The organism is Pseudomonas sp. Z1-14 (assembly GCF_051132005.1).
Classification (GTDB): domain Bacteria; phylum Pseudomonadota; class Gammaproteobacteria; order Pseudomonadales; family Pseudomonadaceae; genus Aquipseudomonas.
This window is the reverse complement of sequence record NZ_CP071646.1, coordinates 5,078,863-5,100,404: the sequence shown is the minus strand read 5'-3', so window position 1 is coordinate 5,100,404 and position 21,542 is coordinate 5,078,863. Positions and strand designations below refer to the sequence as shown.

The window sequence follows — 21,542 nt, the reverse complement described above, 5'->3', positions numbered from 1 at the left end:
GACCTGCGCTGTATACCGCGAAGAACATCGCAATCATGCCAGGCACAGACTTTTAGCTAGACGAGTCGACCCTATTCGGGGTCACGGAGTTCTTTCCCTTGCTTATGCGCGAAACCCATGTAGTCATCGATGGCCCGGTCGGCCAACTGGAAGCCTTGTACCTGGACAGCGAAGCGCCCCGTGGCCTGGCGCTGATCTGCCACCCCAACCCGGTACAGGGCGGGACCATGCTCAACAAAGTGGTCTCGACCCTGCAGCGTACCGCCCGCGACGCTGGCCTGGTTACGTTGCGTTTCAATTATCGCGGCGTCGGCGCCAGTGCCGGTAGCCATGACATGGGCACCGGCGAAGTGGACGATGCCCAGGCCGCGGCCGCCTGGTTGCTGGAAAAATACCCGCAGCTGCCCCTGACCCTGTTTGGTTTTTCCTTCGGCGGCTTCGTCGCCGCCACCCTTGGCGGACGCCTGGAAGCCCAAGGCCAGGCGCTCAAGCACCTGTTCATGGTTGCTCCGGCGGTAATGCGCCTGGATGCACAAGCGCCCCTGCCGACCAGCGGCGAATTGACCGTGATCCAGCCGGAAACCGACGAAGTGGTCGATCCCCAACTTGTCTACACATGGTCCGACGCGCTCCAGCGCCCCCATGAGCTGCTGAAAGTGGCAGAATGCGGACACTTTTTTCATGGCAAGCTGACTGATCTCAAGGATCTGCTCCTGCCGCGCCTCTCGAATTGACAGCAGTCTGACAAGCGATAACCCATGACGACTCGTACCCGTATCCTGACCGGCATCACCACCACCGGCACCCCGCACCTGGGCAACTACGCCGGCGCCATCCGTCCGGCGATCCTCGCCAGCCGCGAAAGCAATGCCGATTCGTTCTATTTCCTGGCCGATTACCACGCCCTGATCAAATGTGATGACCCGCTGCGCATCCAGCGCTCGCGCCTGGAAATCGCCGCGACCTGGCTGGCCGGTGGCCTGGATGTGGACCGCGTGACGTTCTATCGCCAGTCCGATATCCCCGAAATCCCGGAACTGACCTGGCTGCTGACCTGCGTCGCCGCCAAGGGCCTGCTCAACCGTGCCCACGCCTACAAGGCGTCGGTGGACAAGAACGTCGAGACCGGCGAAGACCCGGACGCCGGCGTCACCATGGGCCTCTACAGTTACCCGATCCTCATGGCGGCCGACATCCTGATGTTCAACGCCCACAAGGTGCCGGTCGGTCGCGACCAGATCCAGCACGTGGAAATGGCGCGGGACATCGGTCAGCGCTTCAACCACCTGTTCGGCAAGGGCAAGGAGTTCTTCACCATGCCTGAGGCGCTGATCGAGGAAAGCGTCGCCACGCTGCCGGGCCTCGATGGCCGCAAGATGTCCAAGAGCTACGACAACACCATTCCGTTGTTCAGCAGCGCCAAGGACATGAAGGACGCGATCTCGCGGATCGTCACCGACTCGCGCGCGCCGGGCGAAGCCAAGGACCCGGACAACTCGCACCTGTTCACGCTGTTCCAGGCCTTCGCCACTGCCGAGCAGTCCGCCGCGTTCCGTAGCGAACTGTTGCAAGGCCTGGGTTGGGGCGAGGCGAAGAGTCGTCTGTTCCAACTGCTCGACGACCAGTTGGGTGAAGCGCGCGAGCGGTACCACCACTTGATCGAACGCCCGGCGGACCTTGAAGACATCCTGCAACTGGGCGCGAAAAAAGCCCGGGCCGTAGCAACGCCGTTTCTCAATGAACTGCGCGAGGCAGTTGGCCTGCGGTCCTTCGTCAGCCAGGTGCAAGTGGCAACGCAGACCAAAAAGAAAGCGGCCAAGGCTGCGCGCTTCGTCAGCTTCCGCGACGATGACGGCAGTTTCCGCTTCCGCCTGCTTTCTGCCGATGGCGAGCAGTTGTTGCTTTCGAACAACTTCGCCGATGGCAAGACCGCTGGCCAGGTGACCAAGCAATTGCAATCCGGCCAGCCCTTGGACGTGCGCAGCGATGAACTGAGTTTCAGCGTCTGGCTCGACGGCGAATGCGTGGCCCACAGCCCGGCCTTTGCCGACCGTAGCGCCCGAGACGCGGCCATCGATGCGTTGCGCGTGGCACTGACGCCTGCCCAGGATTGATTGACGGCGTTCCCGACCATCGGCCCGAATAAGGGCCGATTGCCATTCCTCTGGGCCATCGCTACAGTGACGGCCCGTTTTTGTTGCCTTGCTAACGAATATGACGCCCCTAGAACGATATCAAGCTGATCTGAAACGCCCGGAATTCTTCCACGACGCAGCCCAGGAAACGGCCGTGCGGCATTTGCAGCGCCTGTACGACGACCTGGTTGCCGCGTCGAACAACAAGCCGGGCTTGTTGGGCAAACTGTTCGGCAAAAAAGACCAGACACCGGTCAAGGGCCTGTACTTCTGGGGTGGCGTCGGCCGTGGCAAGACTTACCTGGTGGACACCTTCTTCGAAGCGTTGCCCTTCAAGGAAAAGACCCGGACGCACTTTCACCGCTTCATGAAGCGTGTGCACGAGGAAATGAAGACCCTGGGTGGCGAAAAGAACCCGCTGACCCTCATCGCCAAGCGCTTCGCCGCCGAGACGCGGGTGATCTGCTTCGATGAGTTTTTCGTTTCCGACATCACCGACGCCATGATCCTTGGCACGCTGATGGAAGAACTGTTCAAGAACGGCGTGACCCTGGTCGCCACCTCGAACATCGTCCCCGACGGCCTGTACAAGGACGGTCTGCAACGGGCGCGCTTCCTGCCGGCGATCAAGCTGATCAAGGAGCACACCGAAATCGTCAACGTCGACAGCGGCGTGGACTATCGCCTGCGTCACCTCGAACAAGCGGAGCTGTTCCATTTCCCGCTGGATGCCGCCGCTGAAGAAAGCCTGCGCAAGAGCTTCCGCGCCCTGACGCCGGAATGCACCCAGGCGGTGGAAAACGATGTGCTGATCATCGAAAACCGCGAAATCCGTGCGATCCGCACCTGCGACGACGTGGCCTGGTTCGACTTCCGTGAACTGTGCGACGGCCCCCGCAGCCAGAACGACTACATCGAGCTCGGCAAGATCTTCCACGCCGTGCTGCTCAGCGGCGTCGAGCAGATGAGCGTCACCACCGACGACATCGCCCGCCGTTTCATCAACATGGTCGACGAATTCTACGACCGCAACGTGAAGCTGATCATCTCGGCTGAAGTCGAGCTCAAGGACCTCTATACCGGCGGTCGCCTGAACTTCGAATTCCAGCGGACCCTCAGTCGCCTGCTGGAGATGCAATCCCACGAATTCCTGTCGCGGGCGCATAAACCGTAATACAACTGCAGCACAAACCCGTGGCGAGGGAGCTTGCTCCCGCTGGGCTGCGCAGCAGCCCCCGCCGATCCGTCTAGGCAACCTCAATACTGCAAAAGCCTCAGATAGCGAGCCAGGTCATCTTGTCGCTGGCAACCGAGCAGCAGCCACAAGAGAATCCTCGATTTTCGTGGGCAGACAAAACCGGCCATCGAAGCACCTCTTTTAACCAGATCCATCTCGCCGCCCTTGAAGCCGTAAGTCGAGCGAGCCGTTGGGCCGCAATCGCAGCGAGTCGCAACAATGACCGGGATTTTTCTGGCAATGGCGTCAATTTTTCCAGCCCAGGTTTCAGAAACGTGCCCAGCACCGAAACCGGCGATCACCAGCCCGTCGTAACCCAGCGCGAGAATGTTTTCCAGCAACAGGCTGTCGGCAGACAGCGACGCTTGTAATAGCGCAACCTTGTGCGTCGAGCGCTGTGGCAACGGCAAGACGTGGCGCTGGCGTGGAGGGTGGAAATAGTGAACGTCACCTTCCAGTAACAGGCCTGCCGGACCTACGACGGGCGAAGAAAAAGCCTGCAGTGCCATCGAATCGGTTTTGCGAACCGCCTGCGCCGAATGAATCTGTCCGTTCAGGACCACCTGAACACCTCGTCGCCAACTGCTCTCGGCCAGGCCGACCTGGCAGGCATCCAGCAGATTGCCCGGTCCGTCAGCGCCTGTCTGGGCTGCGGAACGCATCGCTCCAGTAAGCACCAGAGGTTCGTCGTGGTCCCACAGGAGATCGAAAAATGCGGCGGATTCCTCCAGCGTGTCGGTGCCCTGAGTGAGGACAACCGCCACCGCACCTAGCTCGATCTGAGTGTTCGCCCAGCGCAGGACACTCAATAAATGCTCGAAACTCAATGAGGCGCTGGGCAACAGTTGGAGCGTTTCGACAGTGACGCGGGCCAGGGTTCTCAATTCGGGTACCGAAGCCAGCAGGGTTGCGCCGCTGACGGTCGGGACCACTCCTTCTCCGAAGACCCGGGCCTGCATGCTCACGGTGCCGCCGAGTGAAGCGATGCTCAGGTTGGGCAAGTCCATGTGATACCTCGCGTGCTTGCAAAAAATGGCTGCAACCGCCTACCGGTCGAGATGCAGCCGTGGAAGGGGGCGGCTCAGTTGGTTATCAGGCGTCCGATAAGCGGAATGATGAGCAAGGTACTGATGGCCATGGACAGGACATTCGCAATGAAACCGTGCATGTCGGTGGGTAGCCTTTTGGCAATCGCACACGCCAGTGGCGGCGCCACAAGTGCACCTAGCAAGGCGCTGGAGACAATCACCGGCCAACTGCCGCCGTAGGTCAGAACCGCGGCAGGCACGACCGATACCAGCGGGATATAGGTGGGATACCAGCCTCGCAACCTCCACTGTCGACGCCAGATCATCACGCCCAAGGCCGAGGTCAGCGCTTGCGCACCGATCAGTTGCGGCAGCAAGCCCGAGCCGTAGACCGGGCTCATCGGGTTCAAGGCATAGGCCAGCAAGGCGCCCGATATGAGCCCAAGGCTGGCCCACTCATTGCCGAAGAACGGCGCTTCGGAGAAATCCGCCAAGACTCGGCGCAGGCTCCAGACGACACCGTAGTCGGGTGCACGGCTGGGCGTGGGCCTTGATGGCGTTTCGGATGGTTTCATTGAGACCTGCGAGCTCACCAGGCTTGGCACATAACGACAGAGCAGGAATGCCATGACGCTGGCGACAGCCATCCCCGAGACGTTGCCGATCACTGCCGGCAAACCCAGTGGATTGCAGACGTAATTGACCAGCAACAAGCACGCCGGGGTGACCAGCAATGCACCCATGACTGCGCCATTGATCGCCACTTTCCAGCCACCGCCAAACATCAGCACCATCGCCGCCGGCAATGAAACGAATGCGGCAAAGGTCGGTTGCCAGGCGGTGGCCGTAACGGTCCAGCCCCATAACAGGTTGCTGAGCAGGAGCCCAAGCAGTGAGCTGGCGACGACCCACGGCCACAGGCCGCTACCGTAGCAGATGGGAAAGCCTTGCCAGGCCTTTCCCGTTTCATTGGCCCGGTATGCCAGGTATGCCCCCGCCAGCAGTCCGATGGATGCAAATTCATGCTTATAAAAGGCGACTTCGCTGATGTCTCCCACCACCCAGCGTAGCCATGAGGTTGGCTGTGGCAAATTCGACACCATATGGCCGTAGTCGGGCCAGGAGGCGAGGCTCATGAAAGAAAGCCAGAAGACCAGCGACAGCGCGCCGAGCATCAACAGGATCACTGCAAGATCCAGCGGTGAACGAGCGGTATGCCGGCGTTGACGTTTTTCGTTTGTGGATTCCATTGGATAAACCCCCTCAGCGCGGCAGGAGAGGGTGCTGGGTATAACCGAGCATCGGATCGTAGAGATCCGAACGCCGATCACGGTGCAGGTCGTTCAGGTTGTTCCAGATGGCGGCGCTACGGGAACTGGTCAGGTCGATGTCGGCGAACAGCACTTCCTGCTGGTCGGCGGAGGCCACCGCGCCAATCGGCCAACCGTTAGTACCCGCGATCAGCGAGCAGCCCAGATAGCGGGCGCCGCGTTCTTCGCCGATGCGGCTTGCCGCCGCAATGAACACATTATTGACATGGGCTGCCGTCATGGTCAGGTATGACGCCATGCACTTGCCTGCGTCATCAAACAGCGGTGGGGGCGTCCAGACCCAGTTGTTCAGGCTGCAGATGATGTCCGCGCCTTGCTGGGTCAGGATTCGCGGCACTTCCGGAAACCAGATGTCCCAGCAGATCAGCATTCCGATGCGGCCTATCGGGGTTTCGAACACTGGAAAACCCAGGTCCCCTGGTGTGAACCAGAGTTTCTCCAGGTTCCACAAATGGGCTTTTCGGTACTTGCCAATAAAACCGTCTGGCCCCAACAGAACACCGGTGTTGAAAAGCCGCATGCCCTCGCGCTCTGTCAAGCCGGCCACCAGGTAAATCTTGTGCTGGCGGGCGAAGTCCTTCCAGGCCTGCACGCTCGGCCCGTTGGGGACCAATTCGGAGTGTTCGAACGCATCCTGTCGGTTGCTGAAAAAATAACCGGTATTTGACAGCTCGGGCAGAACGATGAGATTCGCTCCGCCGTTTACCGCCTCCAACGCCAGCGCAAGGCTGTGATGCAGGTTCTGCTCATGATTCCTTACGCCGACCTGAGGGTCGAATTGCACAACCGCTACGCGGACAGGACTGGTTGGCTCGCTCATTCAAGAAACCTCTTTTTATTTTTATTCACGCTGTTTAATGGCGTGTTTATAAGAGGCGAAACGGGCCTGGAGCGTAAGTCAGCCGTTTCCGCGTGGTTTGTAGGGCATCTCCCAAGATGAATGAGCGGAAATCAAAAGTAGGAGCGAGCCTGCTCGCGAAGAGGCGGGCATGTTCAGCAACCCTGCAAGCTGACACACCGCCTTCGCGAGCAGGCTCGCTCCCACAATGGAATTTGCGTTCGGCGTTGGGCTCACGCCGCCTGCTGGAATTGCTGCCGGTACTGGTTCGGTGACAGGTCGGTGTGCTGCCGGAACAGGCGTGCGAAAAAGCTCGCGTCGTCGTAGCCGACTTCATAGCTGATCGTCTTGATGCTCTTGCGGCTGCCGGACAGCAGGCCCTTGGCGGTTTCTATCCGCAGGCGTTGCAGGTAGTGCAAGGGCTTGTCGCCGGTGGCGGTCTGGAAGCGGCGCATGAAATTGCGGATGCTCATGCCGTGCTCCCGGGCGACGTCCTCGAAGCGGAACTTGTCGGCGAAATGCTCCTCCAGCCATTGCTGGATCTGCAGGATGATCACGTCCTGATGCAGTTTCTGCCCGCCAAAGCCGATGCGTCCCGGCGAATAGTTGCGTTGCACTTCATACAGGATGTCCCGCGCCACGGCCTGGGCGACGTTGGCGCCGCAGAAGCGTTCGATCAAGTAGATGTAAAGGTCGCAGGCCGAGGTGGTGCCGCCGGCGCAGAACAGATTGTCGGCGTCGGTCAGGTGCTTGTCCTGGTTCAGGTGCACCTGAGGGAAACGCTCCTTGAAGGCATTGAAGAAGCGCCAGTAGGTGGTGGCTTCCTTGCCATCGAGCAGCCCGGCCTCGGCCAGCCAGAATACTCCGGTGGCTTCGCCGCAGAGCACCGCGCCGCGAGCGTGTTGTTCGCGCAGCCAGGGCAGGACCTGGGGATAACGTTGGCAGAGCGTGGCAAAGTCATCCCAGAACGCCGGCAGGATGATCACATCGGTATTTTCGAGGCCACCGTCCACCGGCATGAGCACATCGCTGAAGCTGTTGACTGGCTTGCCGTCAGGGCTGACCAGCCGGGTTTCGAACGCTGGGGTCAGGCCGTGGCCAAGCTGTTTGCCGTAGCGCAGGCTGGCCAGGTGGAAAAAATCCTTGGCTTGCATGAGGGTGGAAGCGAAAACCCGGTCGACTGCCAGGATGCTGACGCGCCGCAAGGGCGTGGAGGCGTGCATGGACATAACTCATCTTTATTTTTATAGGGGAAAGTGGTCACCAGACGGCTGGATCGTCTTATTTTTTGTCGGATGTGTCCAGTGTCCTCTCATACGCCGCAGGCTTAGGCTCTGTCGGATAACCACACCCAACAATAACCAAAGGTGCGCCATGATCCCCAGAACCCTGTTCAGTCCCGAGCACGAGTTGTTTCGCGACACCGTACGAACCTTCCTTGAAAAAGAAGCCGTGCCGTCCCACAGCCAGTGGGAAAAACAGGGGCATATCGATCGCCAACTCTGGAACAAGGCCGGGGAGGCGGGGATGTTGTGCTCGCATCTGCCGGAGGCCTACGGCGGGCTGGAAGCGGATTTTCTCTACAGCACGGTGGTGATCGAGGAAATCGGCCGCCTGGGGCTGACCGGGATCGGTTTCTCGTTGCACTCCGATATCGTCGCGCCTTACATCCTGCATTACGGCAGCGAAGCGTTGAAGCATAAATACCTGCCGAAACTGGTGTCCGGCGAAATGGTCACGGCCATCGCCATGACCGAGCCGGGCGCCGGTTCCGACCTGCAAGGCGTGAAGACCACGGCAGTGCTCGACGGCGATGAATACGTGATCAACGGCTCCAAGACGTTCATTACCAATGGCTTCCTGGCCGACCTGGTTATTGTCGTCGCCAAGACCGACCCGAAGGCGGGGGCCAAAGGCACCAGCCTGTTCCTGGTGGAGGCGGGTACGCCGGGCTTTGAAAAAGGCAAGCGCCTGGAGAAAGTCGGAATGAAGGCCCAGGACACGTCTGAGCTGTTCTTCCAGGATGTCCGCGTGCCGAAGGAAAATCTGCTGGGCCAGGCCGGAATGGGCTTCGCCTACCTGATGCAGGAACTGCCTCAGGAGCGCCTGACCGTCGCCATCGGTGGCCTGGCCTCGGCCGAAGCGGCGCTGCAATGGACGCTGGATTACACCCGTGACCGCAAGGCGTTCGGCAAATCCATCGCGGATTTCCAGAACACCCGCTTCAAACTGGCGGAAATGGCCACCGAGATCCAGATCGGCCGGGTCTTTGTCGACCGCTGCCTGGAGCTTCATCTGCAGGGCAAGCTCGATGTACCGACGGCGGCGATGGCCAAGTACTGGGGCACCGACCTGCAATGCAAGGTGCTCGACGAATGCGTGCAGTTGCATGGCGGCTACGGTTTCATGTGGGAATATCCGGTTGCCCGGGCGTGGGCGGATGCGCGGGTGCAGCGGATCTATGCGGGGACCAACGAAATCATGAAGGAGATTATTGCGCGATCGCTTTGATGCATTAGGACAGTTAGACCGCTATCGCGAGCAAGCTCGCTCCCACAGGGTTTGTGTCTGATCATTATTTTGTGATCGACAAAGAACCCTTGTGGGAGCGAGCTTGCTCGCGATGGGGCCTATGGATCAAGGCGCCGGATTCGGCTGGTCCTTGTGAATCGCCTCGATTCCCGCCAGCACTTCATCCGACAGCTTCAGGTCGAAGCTGGCGATGTTGCTGTCCAGTTGCTCCAGTGTGGTGGCGCCGATGATGTTGCTGGTCACGAACGGTTGCTGGGTAACAAATGCCAGGGCCATCTGCGCCGGGTCCAGGCCGTGTTCGCGGGCCAGTGCCACATAGCGGCTGCAGGCGGCTTCCGATTGCGGGTTGAAGTAACGCATGAAGCGGCTGTACAGCGTCAGGCGACCCTTGGCGGGCCGTGCTCCGTTTTCGTATTTGCCCGACAGGAAACCGAACGCCAGGGGTGAATAGGCCAGCAGGCCGCATTGCTCGCGAATGGCGATTTCCGCCAGGCCGATTTCGAAGCTGCGGTTGAGCAGGTTGTACGGGTTCTGGATCGACACCGCGCGAGGCCAACCGCGGGCTTCGGCCAGGGCGAGGAATTTCATGGTGCCCCACGGCGTCTCGTTGGACAGGCCTATATGGCGGATCTTGCCGGCGCGGACCTGTTCGTCCAGGGCTTCGAGGGTTTCCTCCAGAGGAGTGAAATCCTCGTCGGCCTTGTGCGTGTAGCCCAATTGGCCAAAGAAATTGGTGCTGCGCTCCGGCCAGTGCAGTTGGTACAGGTCGATCCAGTCGGTCTGCAGGCGCTTGAGGCTGGCGTCCAGCGCCTCGACGATGTGGCGGCGGTTGTGCTTGAGATTCTTGTCGCGGATATAGTCGATGGTATTGCCCGGGCCGGCGATCTTGCTGGCCAGGATCCAGTCGGCGCGGTCGCCACGGCTCTTGAAATAATTGCCGATATAACGCTCGGTGGTGGCGTAGGTCTCGGCCTTCGGCGGCACGGGGTACATCTCGGCGGTGTCGAGGAAATTGATCCCGGCACCCTTGGCGCGTTCAATCTGGGCGAACGCCTCTGCCTCGCTGTTCTGCTCGCCCCAGGTCATGGTTCCGAGGCACAGGGCGCTGACATTCAGATCGGTACGGCCTAGCTTGCGATAGTCCATCAGGGACTCCTTGGGCAAAACAATCATAAAAGCAGGTTGAAATATTTTTCGCAATCTGCATAATTGCGCACCTCTTTCTGCAGTGGAAGTGATGCGCCGCCGCCGAAGAATCTTGCCGTTGAACGGACGCGCCGACCCGAGCCCCCGAAAGCGTCTGTATCCGGCTGCCTTTGACTTGTCAAAGTACGCACTATTCAGTAAGATCCGCCGTCTAATTTACAGGGCGGCCCCTGAGGCTATAAAGAATGAAAACTTTTACTGCTAAACCGGAAACAGTAAAGCGCGACTGGTTTGTCGTCGACGCTGCTGGTCAGACCCTGGGTCGTCTGGCCACCGAAATCGCGAGCCGTCTGCGTGGCAAGCACAAGCCTGAGTACACCCCTCACGTTGACACCGGTGACTACATCGTCGTGATCAATGCCGAGCAAGTACGTGTTACTGGCGCTAAAACCACTGACAAAATGTACTACTCCCACTCCGGTTTTCCTGGCGGCATCAAGTCGATCAACTTCGAAAAGCTGATCGCCAAAGCCCCTGAGCGCGTGATCGAGACCGCGGTTAAAGGCATGCTGCCTAAAAACCCACTGGGTCGCGACATGTATCGTAAGCTGAAGGTTTATGCGGGCGCTGCTCACCCTCATACTGCTCAGCAGCCCCAAGAACTGAAGTTTTAACGGAATAGTTCATTATGTCGGCGACTCAAAATTACGGCACTGGCCGTCGCAAGACTGCAACCGCACGCGTTTTCCTGCGTCCGGGTACTGGCAACATCTCCATCAACAACCGCTCCCTGGATAACTTCTTCGGCCGCGAAACTGCCCGCATGGTAGTTCGTCAGCCGCTGGAACTGACCGAGACCGTCGAGAAGTTCGACATCTACGTCACCGTTATCGGTGGTGGTGTAAGTGGCCAGGCTGGCGCAATCCGCCACGGCATCACTCGCGCCCTGATGGATTACGACGAAACTCTGCGCAGCGCCCTGCGTAAAGCTGGCTTCGTAACTCGCGATGCTCGCGAAGTAGAACGTAAGAAAGTCGGTCTGCGTAAAGCGCGTAAGCGTCCGCAGTACTCGAAGCGTTAATTTCGCTTCCGCGTTCAAAAGGCGCCCAGTTCCTCACGGAGCTGGGCGTTTTTTTATGCGCGAAATAATTGCTCTGTGACAACTTGCCACATTCGTAGAGCCCCTATACTACAAGGCCTGGCGGTTTGGCCGCTGGGTAATTACCTTGTCAGAATTGGGGGTTTTCATTACCATTCGGCAAAATTTTTATAAGTTCAGATTTTTACTTAGTAGACGCCTGATTTAACAGGCCACAAAGCTGATGGGAGAGGACTGAATGAGCAATGACGGCGTGAATGCAGGCCGGCGTCGCTTCCTGGTAGCAGCCACATCCGTGGTGGGTGCTGCAGGAGCGGTGGGGGCTGCGGTCCCGTTCGTGGGGTCATGGTTTCCCAGTGCCAAGGCGAAAGCCGCAGGCGCACCGGTGAAAGTGAATGTCAGCAAGATCGAGCCAGGCCAGCAGATGATTGCTGAGTGGCGCGGCCAGCCGGTATTCATCGTCCGCCGTACAGAGGAGATCCTGGGGAATCTGAAAAAGATCGAGGGCCAGCTGTCCGATCCCTCTTCCAAGAACTCGGTCCAACCGGAGTACGTCAACCCTGAAACCCGTTCGATCAAGCCGGAAGTGCTGCTGCTGATCGGGATCTGCACTCACCTGGGTTGCTCGCCAACGTTCCGTCCCGAAGTGGCGCCTGCCGACCTGGGCAAAGACTGGGTCGGTGGTTATTTCTGCCCATGCCACGGCTCCCACTATGACCTGGCCGGTCGCGTCTACAAATCGCAGCCTGCACCTCTGAACCTGCCAGTTCCCCCGCATTCCTATGAGTCGGACGACATCATTGTCGTTGGCGTCGATACGGAGAAAGCGTGATGAGCAAATTAATGGACTGGTTTGATGCGCGCTTTCCCGCGACCAAGATGTGGGAAGACCATCTCAGCAAGTATTACGCGCCGAAGAATTTCAACTTCTTCTACTTTTTTGGCTCCCTGGCATTGCTCGTCCTGGTCAACCAGATCGTTACCGGTGTCTGGCTGACCATGAGCTACACCCCGTCGGCGGAGGAAGCGTTTGCCTCCGTCGAGTACATCATGCGTGATGTCGAGTACGGCTCGATCCTGCGTCTGCTGCACTCCACCGGCGCCTCGGCGTTTTTCATCGTGGTCTATCTGCACATGTTCCGTGGCCTGCTCTACGGTTCGTACCAGAAGCCGCGTGAGCTGGTGTGGGTGTTCGGCATGCTGATCTACCTGGCGCTGATGGCCGAAGCCTTCATGGGTTATCTGCTGCCGTGGGGCCAGATGTCCTACTGGGGCGCCCAGGTGATCATCTCGCTGTTCGGTGCGATCCCGGTCATCGGCGATGACCTGACCCAGTGGATCCGCGGTGACTACCTGATCTCGGGCATTACCCTGAACCGCTTCTTCGCCTTGCACGTCGTGGCCTTGCCGATCGTGATCCTCGGCCTGGTCGTACTGCACATCCTGGCGTTGCACGAAGTCGGTTCGAACAACCCCGATGGCGTGGATATCAAGAAACACAAGGACGAGAACGGCGTACCGCTGGATGGCATCGCCTTCCACCCGTACTACACCGTGAAAGACATCGTCGGCGTGGTGGTCTTCCTGTTCATCTTCTGTTCGATCGTGTTCTTCTTCCCGGAAATGGGCGGCTACTTCCTCGAAAAGCCGAACTTCGAACAGGCCAACGCCTTCAAGACCCCTGAGCACATTGCCCCTGTCTGGTACTTCACCCCGTTCTACGCGATCTTGCGGGCGGTTCCCGACAAGCTGCTGGGCGTAATTGCCATGGGTGCCGCGATTGCCGTGCTGTTCGTCCTGCCCTGGCTGGACCGCAGCCCCGTCAAGTCGATGCGCTACAAGGGCTGGCTGAGCAAGATCTGGCTCTGGGTGTTCTGCATCTCGTTCGTGATCCTCGGCGTGCTGGGTGTGCTGGCACCGACACCGGGCCGGACGCTGCTGTCGCAGGTCTGCACCTTCCTGTACTTCGCCTACTTCATTCTGATGCCGTTCTACACCAGGCTCGAGAAGACCAAACCGGTTCCGGAAAGGGTGACTGGCTGATGAAAAAGCTATTTTCTGTACTGATTCTTGCTGCTTTGCCTGTCCTGTCCTTTGCGTCCACATCGAGTGGTCCGGAGCTGGAAAAAGTCGATATCGACGTTTCCGACAAAGCGGCCATGCAGGACGGCGCCCGTACTTTCGCCAACTATTGCATGGGCTGCCACAGCGCCAAGTTCCAGCGCTACGAGCGCGTGGCCGATGACCTGGGCATTCCCCATGAGTTGATGCTTGAAAAGCTGGTGTTCACCGGTGCCAAGCTGGGCGACCACATGAACATCGGCATGCAGCCAGCGGATGCCAAGACCTGGTTCGGCGCGGCGCCGCCCGACCTGACCCTGGTGGCGCGCGTGCGTGGTACCGACTGGCTTTATGGTTATCTGCGTTCGTTCTACGAAGACCCTGCGCGCCCCTGGGGTGTGAACAACAAGGTCTTCCCGAACGTCGGCATGCCGAACGTTCTGGTCGGCCTGCAGGGTCGTCAGGTGATAGGCTGCAAGCAGGTTCAGATCGTCGAGGACGGCAAGAAGCAATATGATCCGCTGACCGGCACCGCTTTGACCCATGAAGCCTGCGACCAGCTGACCATCGTGCCGAACTCCGGCAGCCTGACCCCGGAGCAGTTCGACGAGAAGGTCAAGAACCTGGTGACCTTCCTGGCCTACTCGGCCAACCCGGTGAAGCTGGAACATCAGCGCATCGGTACGTATGTATTGCTGTACCTGGCGTTCTTCTTCGTATTCGCTTATCTGCTCAAGCGTGAATACTGGAAAGACGTGCATTGATAAAGCTGTAGCCGTTGCTGTTAATCGTGCGCGCCCAAGGGCGTCTCTGAAGGTGTAACGAGCCTGGTCGGCCAGGTGGTTACGGGAGACGCCCTCTGGGCGCGCTCGTTTTTCCGTTTTTCGATAATTTCAACAAGCGAGGAGGATCGCCATGGGCGTGACCAATCGGTTGGCCTGTTACTCCGACCCCGCCGACCACTATTCCCACCGGGTACGTATCGTACTGGCCGAGAAGGGTGTCAGCGCCGAGATCATTTACGTCGAAGCGGGCCGTCAGCCGCCGAAGCTGATCGAGGTGAACCCTTACGGCAGCCTGCCCACGCTGGTCGATCGTGACCTGGCACTGTGGGAGTCGACCGTGGTGATGGAATACCTGGATGAGCGTTATCCGCATCCGCCTTTGTTGCCGGTGTACCCGGTCGCGCGTGCCAACAGTCGTTTGCTGATCCATCGCATCCAGCGTGACTGGTGCGGGCTGGTGGACCTGATCCTGGATTCCAGGACCAAGGAGCCGGCGCGGGTCGTGGCGCGCAAGGAATTGCGCGAAAGCCTGACCGGTGTGTCGCCGCTGTTTGTCGACAAGCCGTTTTTCCTCAGTGAGGAACAAAGTCTGGTGGATTGCTGCCTATTGCCCATACTCTGGCGTTTGCCGATCCTGGGTATCGAACTGCCACGGCCCGCCAAGCCGTTGCTTGATTATATGGAGCGCCAATTTGCGCGTGAGGCTTTCCAGGCGAGTCTGTCTGGTGTCGAACGTGACATGCGCTAAGGCTTAGGGAGCCGCTATGAACTCCAGTCGACCTTATCTGGTCCGCGCGCTCTACGAGTGGATTGTGGACAACGATTGCACCCCGCACATGCTGGTCAATGCCGAGTATCCGTCGGTACAGGTGCCGCAGGGTTTTGCCAATGACGGGCAAATTGTCTTGAACGTATCGCCAGCCGCTGTGCGTCATTTGCACATGGACAACGATGCGGTCAGCTTCGAGGGGCGCTTCGGTGGGGTGCCGCATACGCTGTACGTGCCGATTGCCTCGATCCTGGGGATCTATGCCCGGGAGAATGGCCAGGGAATGGTATTCGAGCTGGAAGTGCCGTTGGATGGTGAGGAAGAGTTCGAGGCGGATGAGGATCTGCCGCCCGACGATGAGCCGCCACGTCCTAGCGGGCGGCCTAGTTTGAAAGTGGTGAAGTGATCGGGTCTGTGTGAAAGCCCGGTTACCTGGTTGAGAAAATGCCTGTGTCGTGAGATGCGGGCATTTTTTTGCTTGAATGGGGTGTATATCCGTTTTTTTGGTAACGGCTGCCTATGGTTCCGCCCTTACGGCGGGTCACTTTTTTTCAGACGCCAAAAAAGTAACCCAAAAGGCTTTGGGTATGACTCACCCACATAGGTTACAAATCAGTTCACTCACATAGGTAACAGTTTCTAACTGGCAGGGTCGGTTTTCGAGGATCTGACCATGCCATGGCGAGAGCTGAAACCTATGGAACTGAAACTGCTATTCATCGCGGACTACGTCAAAGGCCCACTGCGCAATGCCTGCGTTCGACCAGCGTGGTGAACGGGGCGCCCCAGATCAAGATCAACAGCGAGGCGGCGTAGTAGCCGGTCTGTTTCTTCAGCTTCACTCCGATCCAACTGTGGGAGCGAGCCTGCTCGCGAATGGGGCTCACAACCGGCATATCTTTACCGGTCGTACTCGATCCTATTGTGGGAGCGAGCTTGCTCGCGATGGCGGCCTGACAGTCGGCCAGGGTTTTATTGGCTGAGTGCATATCCGTTGCTGCGGTCACGGCTGCTTAGGGTTCCGCCCTTACGGCGGGTCACTTTTTTCAGACGCCAAAAAAGTAACCCAAAAGGCTTTGCCCCACCACTCGGTGCCTCGCCAAGGCTCGGCATGCCCTCACTCCGGCATTGCTCCGTGGGCCCGCCGCGAAGGGCCATCCCTGGCCCAGCGCGGCTATCCCGGCATCCATGCCGGGATGCCTACTGCGCAATGCCTGCGTTCGGCCATCGTGGTTAACGGGGCGTCGAAGATCAAAATCCAAAGCAAGAGCAAGAGCGGGGTGCACACCGACCAAGCCTACCAGCGATGCATAAAAAAACGGCGCTTTCCTTTTAAGGAAAAGCGCCGTTCTTGTACGGTAATGCTGCCCACTTAAGGCAATCGTGGAACCCGTGGCGAGGGAGCTTGCTCCCGCTGGGCCGCGAAGCGGCCCCAAAACCTGCCAAATACGTAGTATCAGACACACCGCATCCGCCGGTTTACGACCGCTTCGCAGCCGAGCGGGAGCAAGCTCCCTCGCCACGGGTACATCATTCTGTTTAGTGAACAGCATTACGTTCTTGTACGGGGACTTTATCAGTCAATGTACTCAAACAACTTGACGATCTTCTGCACCCCAGACACACCCTGAACCAGATTGGTCGCCTGCGCGGCCTCCTGCTTGGTCAGCAACCCCAGCAGATAGACAATCCCGTTCTCTGTCACAACCTTGATGCGCGAACCAGGAATGCTGGCGTCGGTGAGCATCTGGGTCTTGATCTTGGTGGTCAGCCAGGCGTCGTTCTGGCGAGCCAGCAGCGAAGAGGGCTGGAGGACCTGCAGTTCGTTGTGCACGGTCTTGACCCGCTGCACGGCGCTGGCTTCCTGTTCGGCCTTGGCCTTGAGGTCCGCGCGGGGTGTCTGGCCGGCCAGCAGCACAACGCCGTTGAAGCTGGTGACGACGATGTGCGAATTGTTGTCCAGGTCCGGGTCGGCCTTGGCAATGTTCACGCCCACTTTGGTTTCGATCAACGAGTCGTCGATCTTGCTGCCGAAGGTGCGGGTGCCGCGGTCGTCTTCAATCGGCTTTTCCCGGCTGGCGTTAACCACCGATGTGCAGCCGCTGATGCCGAGGCACAGGGTCAGGGCCAATAGGCCTAGGCGATTAGGGGTCATTCTTCACTCCCGAACAGTTGGCTGTCGATCAAGTCGCAAAGGCAGTGGATCGCCAGCAGGTGGACTTCCTGAATACGTGCGGTGACATTGGCCGGTACGCGGATCTCGACGTCTTCAGGCAACAGCAGTGAAGCCATGCCGCCGCCGTCGCGACCGGTCAATGCTACGACAATCATTTCGCGATCATGTGCGGCCTGGATCGCTTGAATAATATTCGCCGAATTGCCACTGGTGGAGATCGCCAGGAGCACATCGCCAGGCTGGCCGAGGGCGCGGATCTGTTTGGAGAACACTTCGTTGTAGCTGTAGTCGTTGGCGATCGAGGTAATCGTCGAGCTATCGGTCGTCAGTGCGATGGCCGGCAGGCTCGGACGTTCGCGCTCGAAGCGGTTGAGCAGTTCCGAAGAGAAGTGCTGGGCGTCGCCGGCCGAACCGCCATTGCCGCACGAAAGCATCTTGCCCTCGTTGAGCAAGGCATTGACCATCACTTGGCTGGCTTGCTCGATGTGCGGTGCAAGTACGTCCATCGCCTGTTGCTTGGTGTCGATACTGGCCTGAAAAAGCTGGCGGATTCGCGATTGCATGTCCATCTGTGTGACCTTAAGTAGCGCGACTTATCGGCACAAATGTGCGGCGCGCAAAGCAAAGAGCAAAAAAGTTGAGTGAAGGTGTCCGGCTCGGCTGCGCTCAACTGTCGAAGGCGTTTTGCAGCCAATTCAGTTGGTCGACGTTGCTATCGATGGCAACCACGTCGAAGCGACAAGGATGATCGGCCCAGCGAGACTCGCGTTGCAGGAAATACTGCGCGGCGAAAACCAGCTTCTGGCGCTTGCGCTGGTCAATGCTGTCGAGCGCGCCACCCCATTGGGTATTTTTTCTGTAGCGGACTTCGACGAATACTACTGTATCGCCGTCAAGCATGACCAGATCCAGCTCGCCGCGTTTGCACAGCCAGTTTTGCGCCAGCAGTCGCAGGCCGTGTTGCTCAAGATGCGCGAGGGCGAGGCCCTCGGCATCCCTGCCGCTTTGCTGGCGCGATCGGTCGGGCATCAGCGCGGAGTGTCCGGCAGGCGCTGGACCTGGCCGTTGACGAACTGCGCCCAAGGGAGTTGACGTTGCACGCGCTGGGTCGGGGAGACAGCCAGGCTACCCGACAGGCCTTCGATGCGGCTGTCCGGCAGGGCCTTGAGCTGGCCGAGGCGTGGAGCCAGGCGATAGGCGTCAGCGCCCATCGCGTACAGCCGGCCCAGGCTGCCGGCCGCCTGGGGCCACTGCGCGGTGACCTGCTGGCGCAGCGGATCGTTCGCGTCGAGCAGCCATGGGGTTTCGCAGAAGCGAACGCCGTTCATGTCGTTGTACTGGTTCTGGTCGCCGCTGACGCTGAACACCGAGGAGGTCGCGTAGACCGGCACGTCGCCGGCGTACTGGAAGTTCAGGGTCGGCTTGATCTGCTGGGCCTGCTGCGGGGTCGACGCGAGGAAAATGAACTCGATGTCCTGGCGACGCGATGGCTGCGCCGCGACCGCGGTGCCTACCGTACTTTGCAGGCTCTTGGCGCGACCTTCGCTCTGGCGCAGCTGGAACATGTCGGCGATCTGCTGGGCCAGTTGCACCGGCTGGTCGACACGCTCGATTGCCATGATGGTCCCGCCATTGGCCTGCCAATCCTGGCTGAAGGCTTTCAAGACGCGATCGCCCCATTCGCCTTTCGGCACCATCACGGCTGCGCGATGCAGGCCGTCGGCGCGGGCGCGCCGGGAAACTTCGCGGGCTTCGTCTTCAGGCGCCAGGCCGAACTGGAACAGTTGCGGCGGGCCTTGTTCGCCTTCGCTGTAGTTCAGCGCCAGGGTGGTGATCGGCAATTGCGGGCGGGTGCTGATCTGTTTGACCAACGGTTTTTCCAACGGGCCGACCACCAGCTGTACGCCGTCGGCCTGGGCCTTGCGATAGAACTCGTCCATCGAGGTCAGGCTGGCGCTGTCATAGAACTGGATGCTCGGCGGCTTCTGCCCGGCCTGTTGGGCTTGGTAATGCGCGGCCATGAAGCCTTCGCGCAGTGCTTTCGCGACCGCGGCCAGCGGGCCATTCTGCGGCAGCAACACGGCGATCTTGCCCAGTGGCTGGCTTGCCAGCTCCTTGAGCTTGACCAGCGGCGTAGGCAACTGGAGTGCGGCAGGGTGTTTCGGGTTCTGTTCGCGCCAGCTGTCGATGGCGGCTTGCTGCTGCTCCAGGGTGCCGGCGGTTTTCACGGCTTTGGCCAGGCTCAGCCAGCCACCGAGATCGTCGGTACTGGTCGGTTGCAGTTGATCGGTGGGCAGCGAGGCGATCAGTGTCCAGATGGCTTCGTGATTTTTTGCCTTTGCTTCGTCTTCAAGCAGCGGAGCAATGAAGATCCGTTCGCGGGCGGCGGCCAGGGTCTGGCCATCGGCCTCCAGGGCGCGAGCGCGGACGGTACCGGTGCGGACTTGCTGCTCCACGGGCATTTCGCTCAGGTGCTGCAGGCTCGGATGGCTCAGCGAAGCCAGCGCGGCCTTGGGCTGGTTGCGCGTCATCGCCAGTTCGGCCGACAGCGTGTTGGCGAAGATCTGCTGGCCGGGCTTGAGCTGCTCCATTGGCACTTGTTGCAGGATCTGTGCGGACTGGCCGGCATTGCCCTGGCGGTAGGCCAGGTCGGCGGCGCTCAAGCGCAGCAGGGCGGCTTGTTCCGGGTTTTTACTCTGGGCGGCCTGTTCGAGCAATTGCTCGATACTGGCGTCCGGGGTCCGTGGAAGTTCGCCAAGGCTGGACGAGGGCGAGCTGACGCAAGCCGCCAGGAGGGCAGCGAGGCAGAGGGCGGAGAGCAGCCGCAGGCAAGCGATCATGTAAGTGTTCCTGATACGAGATCAAATTAGCGTCGAATTGTACCCAAGCACTGGCCGGGGCGCGATGTTAGTGGTGTGAATCGATCAATTTAGGTATTTCAAAGCGTGCATTGCAGCACAAAGATGCTGCTCACTCGAATGTCTGACCCCGTGGGAGGGAGCAAGCTCCCTCGCCACAAGGGGTAATGTGAGCGGCTGAGAATGGCGGCACACGCTACAATGCCCACTTTCATGATCATGAGGTGTGCGCTTTGACTGCTCCAGGTGCTTTGAATTCCGCTGCCGGCTCGCTTTACGTGGTGGCGACGCCCATCGGCAACCTGGACGATATCAGCGCCCGCGCGCTGAAGATCCTTGGCGAGGTCGCCCTTATCGCCGCCGAAGACACGCGTCACTCCCAGCGTCTGCTGCAGCACTTCGGTATTTCCACGCCATTGGCAGCTTGCCATGAACATAACGAACGGGACGAAGGCAGTCGTTTCATTACCCGTCTGCTGGCCGGCGACAATGTGGCGCTGATTTCCGATGCCGGCACGCCGCTGATTTCCGATCCGGGTTACCACCTGGTGCGCCAGGCCCGCGCTGCCGGTATCAATGTAGTGCCGGTGCCAGGTGCCTGCGCATTGATCGCGGCGTTGTCGGCGGCCGGCTTGCCATCGGACCGGTTTATCTTCGAAGGTTTCCTGCCGGCCAAGGCGGTGGGGCGGCGAGGGCGCCTGGAAGCTATAAAGGAGGAACCTCGAACGCTGATCTTTTATGAGGCGCCGCACCGTATCCTCGAATGTCTCCAGGACATGGAGCTGGTGTTCGGTCCCGAGCGCCAGGCATTGCTGGCTCGGGAACTGACGAAAACCTTCGAGACCTTGAAGGGGCTGCCTCTGGCGCAGTTGCGTGCGTTTGTTGAAAGCGACAGCAATCAGCAGCGTGGCGAGTGTGTAGTGCTGGTCGCGGGCTGGACACCGCCCCAGGACGAAGACGCCGTCAGTAGCGAAGCGATGCGCATCCTTGATCTGTTGCTGGAGGAAATGCCCCTCAAGCGAGCGGCGGCCCTCGCCGCGCAGATCACCGGCGAGCGCAAGAATGTGCTGTATCAGGCTGCGCTGGATAAACAGAAGGCCCAATGAAACCGGCGCGCCAAGCTGGCCAGGGGCTTTTAGCGCTTGTTCTTCGGGCGCGCTACCGTTAACCTTCGCGGCGGAGAGTCGATCGGACAGTCGCTGCCCTCTATGAAAATTAGGGGGGGGAGGAAAGTCCGGGCTCCATAGGGCGAAGTGCCAGGTAATGCCTGGGAGGCGCGAGCCTACGGAAAGTGCCACAGAAAATAACCGCCTAAGCGCTTCGGCGCCGGTAAGGGTGAAAAGGTGCGGTAAGAGCGCACCGCACGACTGGCAACAGTTCGTGGCTAGGTAAACCCCACTTGGAGCAAGACCAAATAGGGTCCCAAGGCGTGGCCCGCGCTGGGACCGGGTAGGTTGCTAAAGATGTCCAGTGATGGCCATCGTAGACGAATGACTGTTCAAGACAGAACCCGGCTTACAGATCGACTCTCCACCTTTTCCCTCCCT

The 21,542-nt window shown here is 59.7% G+C and carries 22 protein-coding genes and 1 other RNA gene; 13 read left to right on the top strand and 10 right to left on the bottom strand.

Going from position 1 to position 21,542, the window contains the following annotated elements; translation table 11 throughout:
* The first annotated feature begins 104 nt into the window (after nucleotides 1-104).
* From J3P89_RS23545 to zapE, 3 genes are all read left to right on the top strand, one after another.
* The gene (locus J3P89_RS23545; protein WP_434698047.1) at nucleotides 105-734 is read left to right on the top strand and encodes an alpha/beta hydrolase; all 630 of its coding nucleotides are present in this window, start codon (nucleotides 105-107) and stop codon (nucleotides 732-734) included.
* A 24-nt stretch (nucleotides 735-758) separates the two neighbouring features.
* Nucleotides 759-2,114: a tryptophan--tRNA ligase gene (locus J3P89_RS23540; protein ID WP_434695787.1), complete on the top strand. Its 1,356-nt coding sequence runs from the start codon at nucleotides 759-761 to the stop codon at nucleotides 2,112-2,114.
* Between the two features lie 100 nt (nucleotides 2,115-2,214).
* Nucleotides 2,215-3,309: a cell division protein ZapE gene (gene zapE / locus J3P89_RS23535; RefSeq protein WP_305496664.1), complete on the top strand. Its 1,095-nt coding sequence runs from the start codon at nucleotides 2,215-2,217 to the stop codon at nucleotides 3,307-3,309.
* Nucleotides 3,310-3,392: 83 nt separating this feature from the next.
* Here the strand turns inward: zapE and J3P89_RS23530 are convergent, their stop codons facing one another.
* The 4 genes from J3P89_RS23530 to J3P89_RS23515 form a co-directional block, all read right to left on the bottom strand.
* Nucleotides 3,393-4,379, bottom strand: coding sequence for an asparaginase (locus J3P89_RS23530; RefSeq protein WP_434695785.1), 987 nt, complete (start codon nucleotides 4,377-4,379; stop codon nucleotides 3,393-3,395).
* A 74-nt stretch (nucleotides 4,380-4,453) separates the two neighbouring features.
* A complete protein-coding gene (locus tag J3P89_RS23525) occupies nucleotides 4,454-5,650 on the bottom strand; it encodes a hypothetical protein (protein ID WP_434695784.1) in 1,197 nt (398 codons plus the stop codon).
* Nucleotides 5,651-5,663: 13 nt separating this feature from the next.
* Nucleotides 5,664-6,551 (bottom strand): nitrilase family protein, encoded by an 888-nt coding sequence (locus J3P89_RS23520; protein ID WP_305496660.1) that lies wholly within the window; start codon nucleotides 6,549-6,551, stop codon nucleotides 5,664-5,666.
* A gap of 251 nt (nucleotides 6,552-6,802) precedes the next feature.
* Nucleotides 6,803-7,699 (bottom strand): GlxA family transcriptional regulator, encoded by an 897-nt coding sequence (locus J3P89_RS23515; RefSeq protein ID WP_305501352.1) that lies wholly within the window; start codon nucleotides 7,697-7,699, stop codon nucleotides 6,803-6,805.
* A gap of 244 nt (nucleotides 7,700-7,943) precedes the next feature.
* Here J3P89_RS23515 and J3P89_RS23510 point away from each other — a divergent pair, with 244 nt between their 5' ends.
* Nucleotides 7,944-9,080, top strand: a complete 1,137-nt coding sequence (locus J3P89_RS23510; protein WP_434695783.1) for an acyl-CoA dehydrogenase family protein — start codon at nucleotides 7,944-7,946, stop codon at nucleotides 9,078-9,080.
* 126 nt (nucleotides 9,081-9,206) lie between these two features.
* Here the strand turns inward: J3P89_RS23510 and J3P89_RS23505 are convergent, their stop codons facing one another.
* Entirely contained in the window at nucleotides 9,207-10,247 is a 1,041-nt protein-coding gene (locus tag J3P89_RS23505; protein ID WP_198796609.1) for an NADP(H)-dependent aldo-keto reductase, read from the bottom strand.
* 245 nt (nucleotides 10,248-10,492) lie between these two features.
* On the opposite strand from J3P89_RS23505, the gene rplM reads away from it, so the two are divergent.
* The 7 genes from rplM (at nucleotide 10,493) to J3P89_RS23470 (ending at nucleotide 15,367) form a co-directional block, all read left to right on the top strand.
* Complete coding sequence (gene rplM, locus J3P89_RS23500; protein ID WP_003205365.1) at nucleotides 10,493-10,921, top strand: 50S ribosomal protein L13; 429 nt, start codon at nucleotides 10,493-10,495, stop codon at nucleotides 10,919-10,921.
* 14 nt (nucleotides 10,922-10,935) lie between these two features.
* Entirely contained in the window at nucleotides 10,936-11,328 is a 393-nt protein-coding gene (gene rpsI, locus J3P89_RS23495; RefSeq protein ID WP_003228056.1) for a 30S ribosomal protein S9, read from the top strand.
* A gap of 256 nt (nucleotides 11,329-11,584) precedes the next feature.
* The gene (petA, locus tag J3P89_RS23490; protein WP_305496657.1) at nucleotides 11,585-12,178 is read left to right on the top strand and encodes a ubiquinol-cytochrome c reductase iron-sulfur subunit; all 594 of its coding nucleotides are present in this window, start codon (nucleotides 11,585-11,587) and stop codon (nucleotides 12,176-12,178) included.
* Entirely contained in the window at nucleotides 12,178-13,389 is a 1,212-nt protein-coding gene (locus J3P89_RS23485) for a cytochrome b (protein ID WP_305496655.1), read from the top strand. Before petA ends, J3P89_RS23485 begins: the two co-directional genes overlap by 1 nt.
* Nucleotides 13,389-14,171 carry a cytochrome c1 gene (locus J3P89_RS23480; protein WP_305496653.1) on the top strand — a complete coding sequence of 261 codons (783 nt, stop codon included), beginning with the start codon at nucleotides 13,389-13,391 and terminating at the stop codon, nucleotides 14,169-14,171. Before J3P89_RS23485 ends, J3P89_RS23480 begins: the two co-directional genes overlap by 1 nt.
* Nucleotides 14,172-14,322: 151 nt before the next feature.
* Nucleotides 14,323-14,940 (top strand): glutathione S-transferase N-terminal domain-containing protein, encoded by a 618-nt coding sequence (locus J3P89_RS23475; RefSeq protein ID WP_003178195.1) that lies wholly within the window; start codon nucleotides 14,323-14,325, stop codon nucleotides 14,938-14,940.
* Nucleotides 14,941-14,956: 16 nt separating this feature from the next.
* Nucleotides 14,957-15,367 (top strand): ClpXP protease specificity-enhancing factor, encoded by a 411-nt coding sequence (locus J3P89_RS23470; RefSeq protein WP_434569742.1) that lies wholly within the window; start codon nucleotides 14,957-14,959, stop codon nucleotides 15,365-15,367.
* A 325-nt stretch (nucleotides 15,368-15,692) separates the two neighbouring features.
* On the opposite strand, the gene J3P89_RS23465 is transcribed toward J3P89_RS23470, so the two are convergent.
* From J3P89_RS23465 to J3P89_RS23445, 5 genes are all read right to left on the bottom strand, one after another.
* The gene (locus J3P89_RS23465; protein WP_434698080.1) at nucleotides 15,693-15,848 is read right to left on the bottom strand and encodes a hypothetical protein; all 156 of its coding nucleotides are present in this window, start codon (nucleotides 15,846-15,848) and stop codon (nucleotides 15,693-15,695) included.
* Nucleotides 15,849-16,537: 689 nt separating this feature from the next.
* Nucleotides 16,538-17,116, bottom strand: a complete 579-nt coding sequence (locus J3P89_RS23460) for a BON domain-containing protein (RefSeq protein WP_030139689.1) — start codon at nucleotides 17,114-17,116, stop codon at nucleotides 16,538-16,540.
* A complete protein-coding gene (locus J3P89_RS23455; protein ID WP_007928463.1) occupies nucleotides 17,113-17,706 on the bottom strand; it encodes a phosphoheptose isomerase in 594 nt (197 codons plus the stop codon). Before J3P89_RS23455 ends, J3P89_RS23460 begins: the two co-directional genes overlap by 4 nt.
* Nucleotides 17,707-17,803: 97 nt before the next feature.
* Nucleotides 17,804-18,166: a YraN family protein gene (locus tag J3P89_RS23450; RefSeq protein ID WP_434569741.1), complete on the bottom strand. Its 363-nt coding sequence runs from the start codon at nucleotides 18,164-18,166 to the stop codon at nucleotides 17,804-17,806.
* A complete protein-coding gene (locus J3P89_RS23445; protein WP_434695782.1) occupies nucleotides 18,166-19,977 on the bottom strand; it encodes a penicillin-binding protein activator in 1,812 nt (603 codons plus the stop codon). Before J3P89_RS23445 ends, J3P89_RS23450 begins: the two co-directional genes overlap by 1 nt.
* Before the next feature lie 251 nt (nucleotides 19,978-20,228).
* Here J3P89_RS23445 and rsmI point away from each other — a divergent pair, with 251 nt between their 5' ends.
* The gene (gene rsmI, locus J3P89_RS23440; RefSeq protein ID WP_434625955.1) at nucleotides 20,229-21,101 is read left to right on the top strand and encodes a 16S rRNA (cytidine(1402)-2'-O)-methyltransferase; all 873 of its coding nucleotides are present in this window, start codon (nucleotides 20,229-20,231) and stop codon (nucleotides 21,099-21,101) included.
* A 74-nt stretch (nucleotides 21,102-21,175) separates the two neighbouring features.
* Nucleotides 21,176-21,529, top strand: an RNA gene (gene rnpB, locus J3P89_RS23435) — RNase P RNA component class A.
* Nucleotides 21,530-21,542 lie beyond the last annotated feature (13 nt).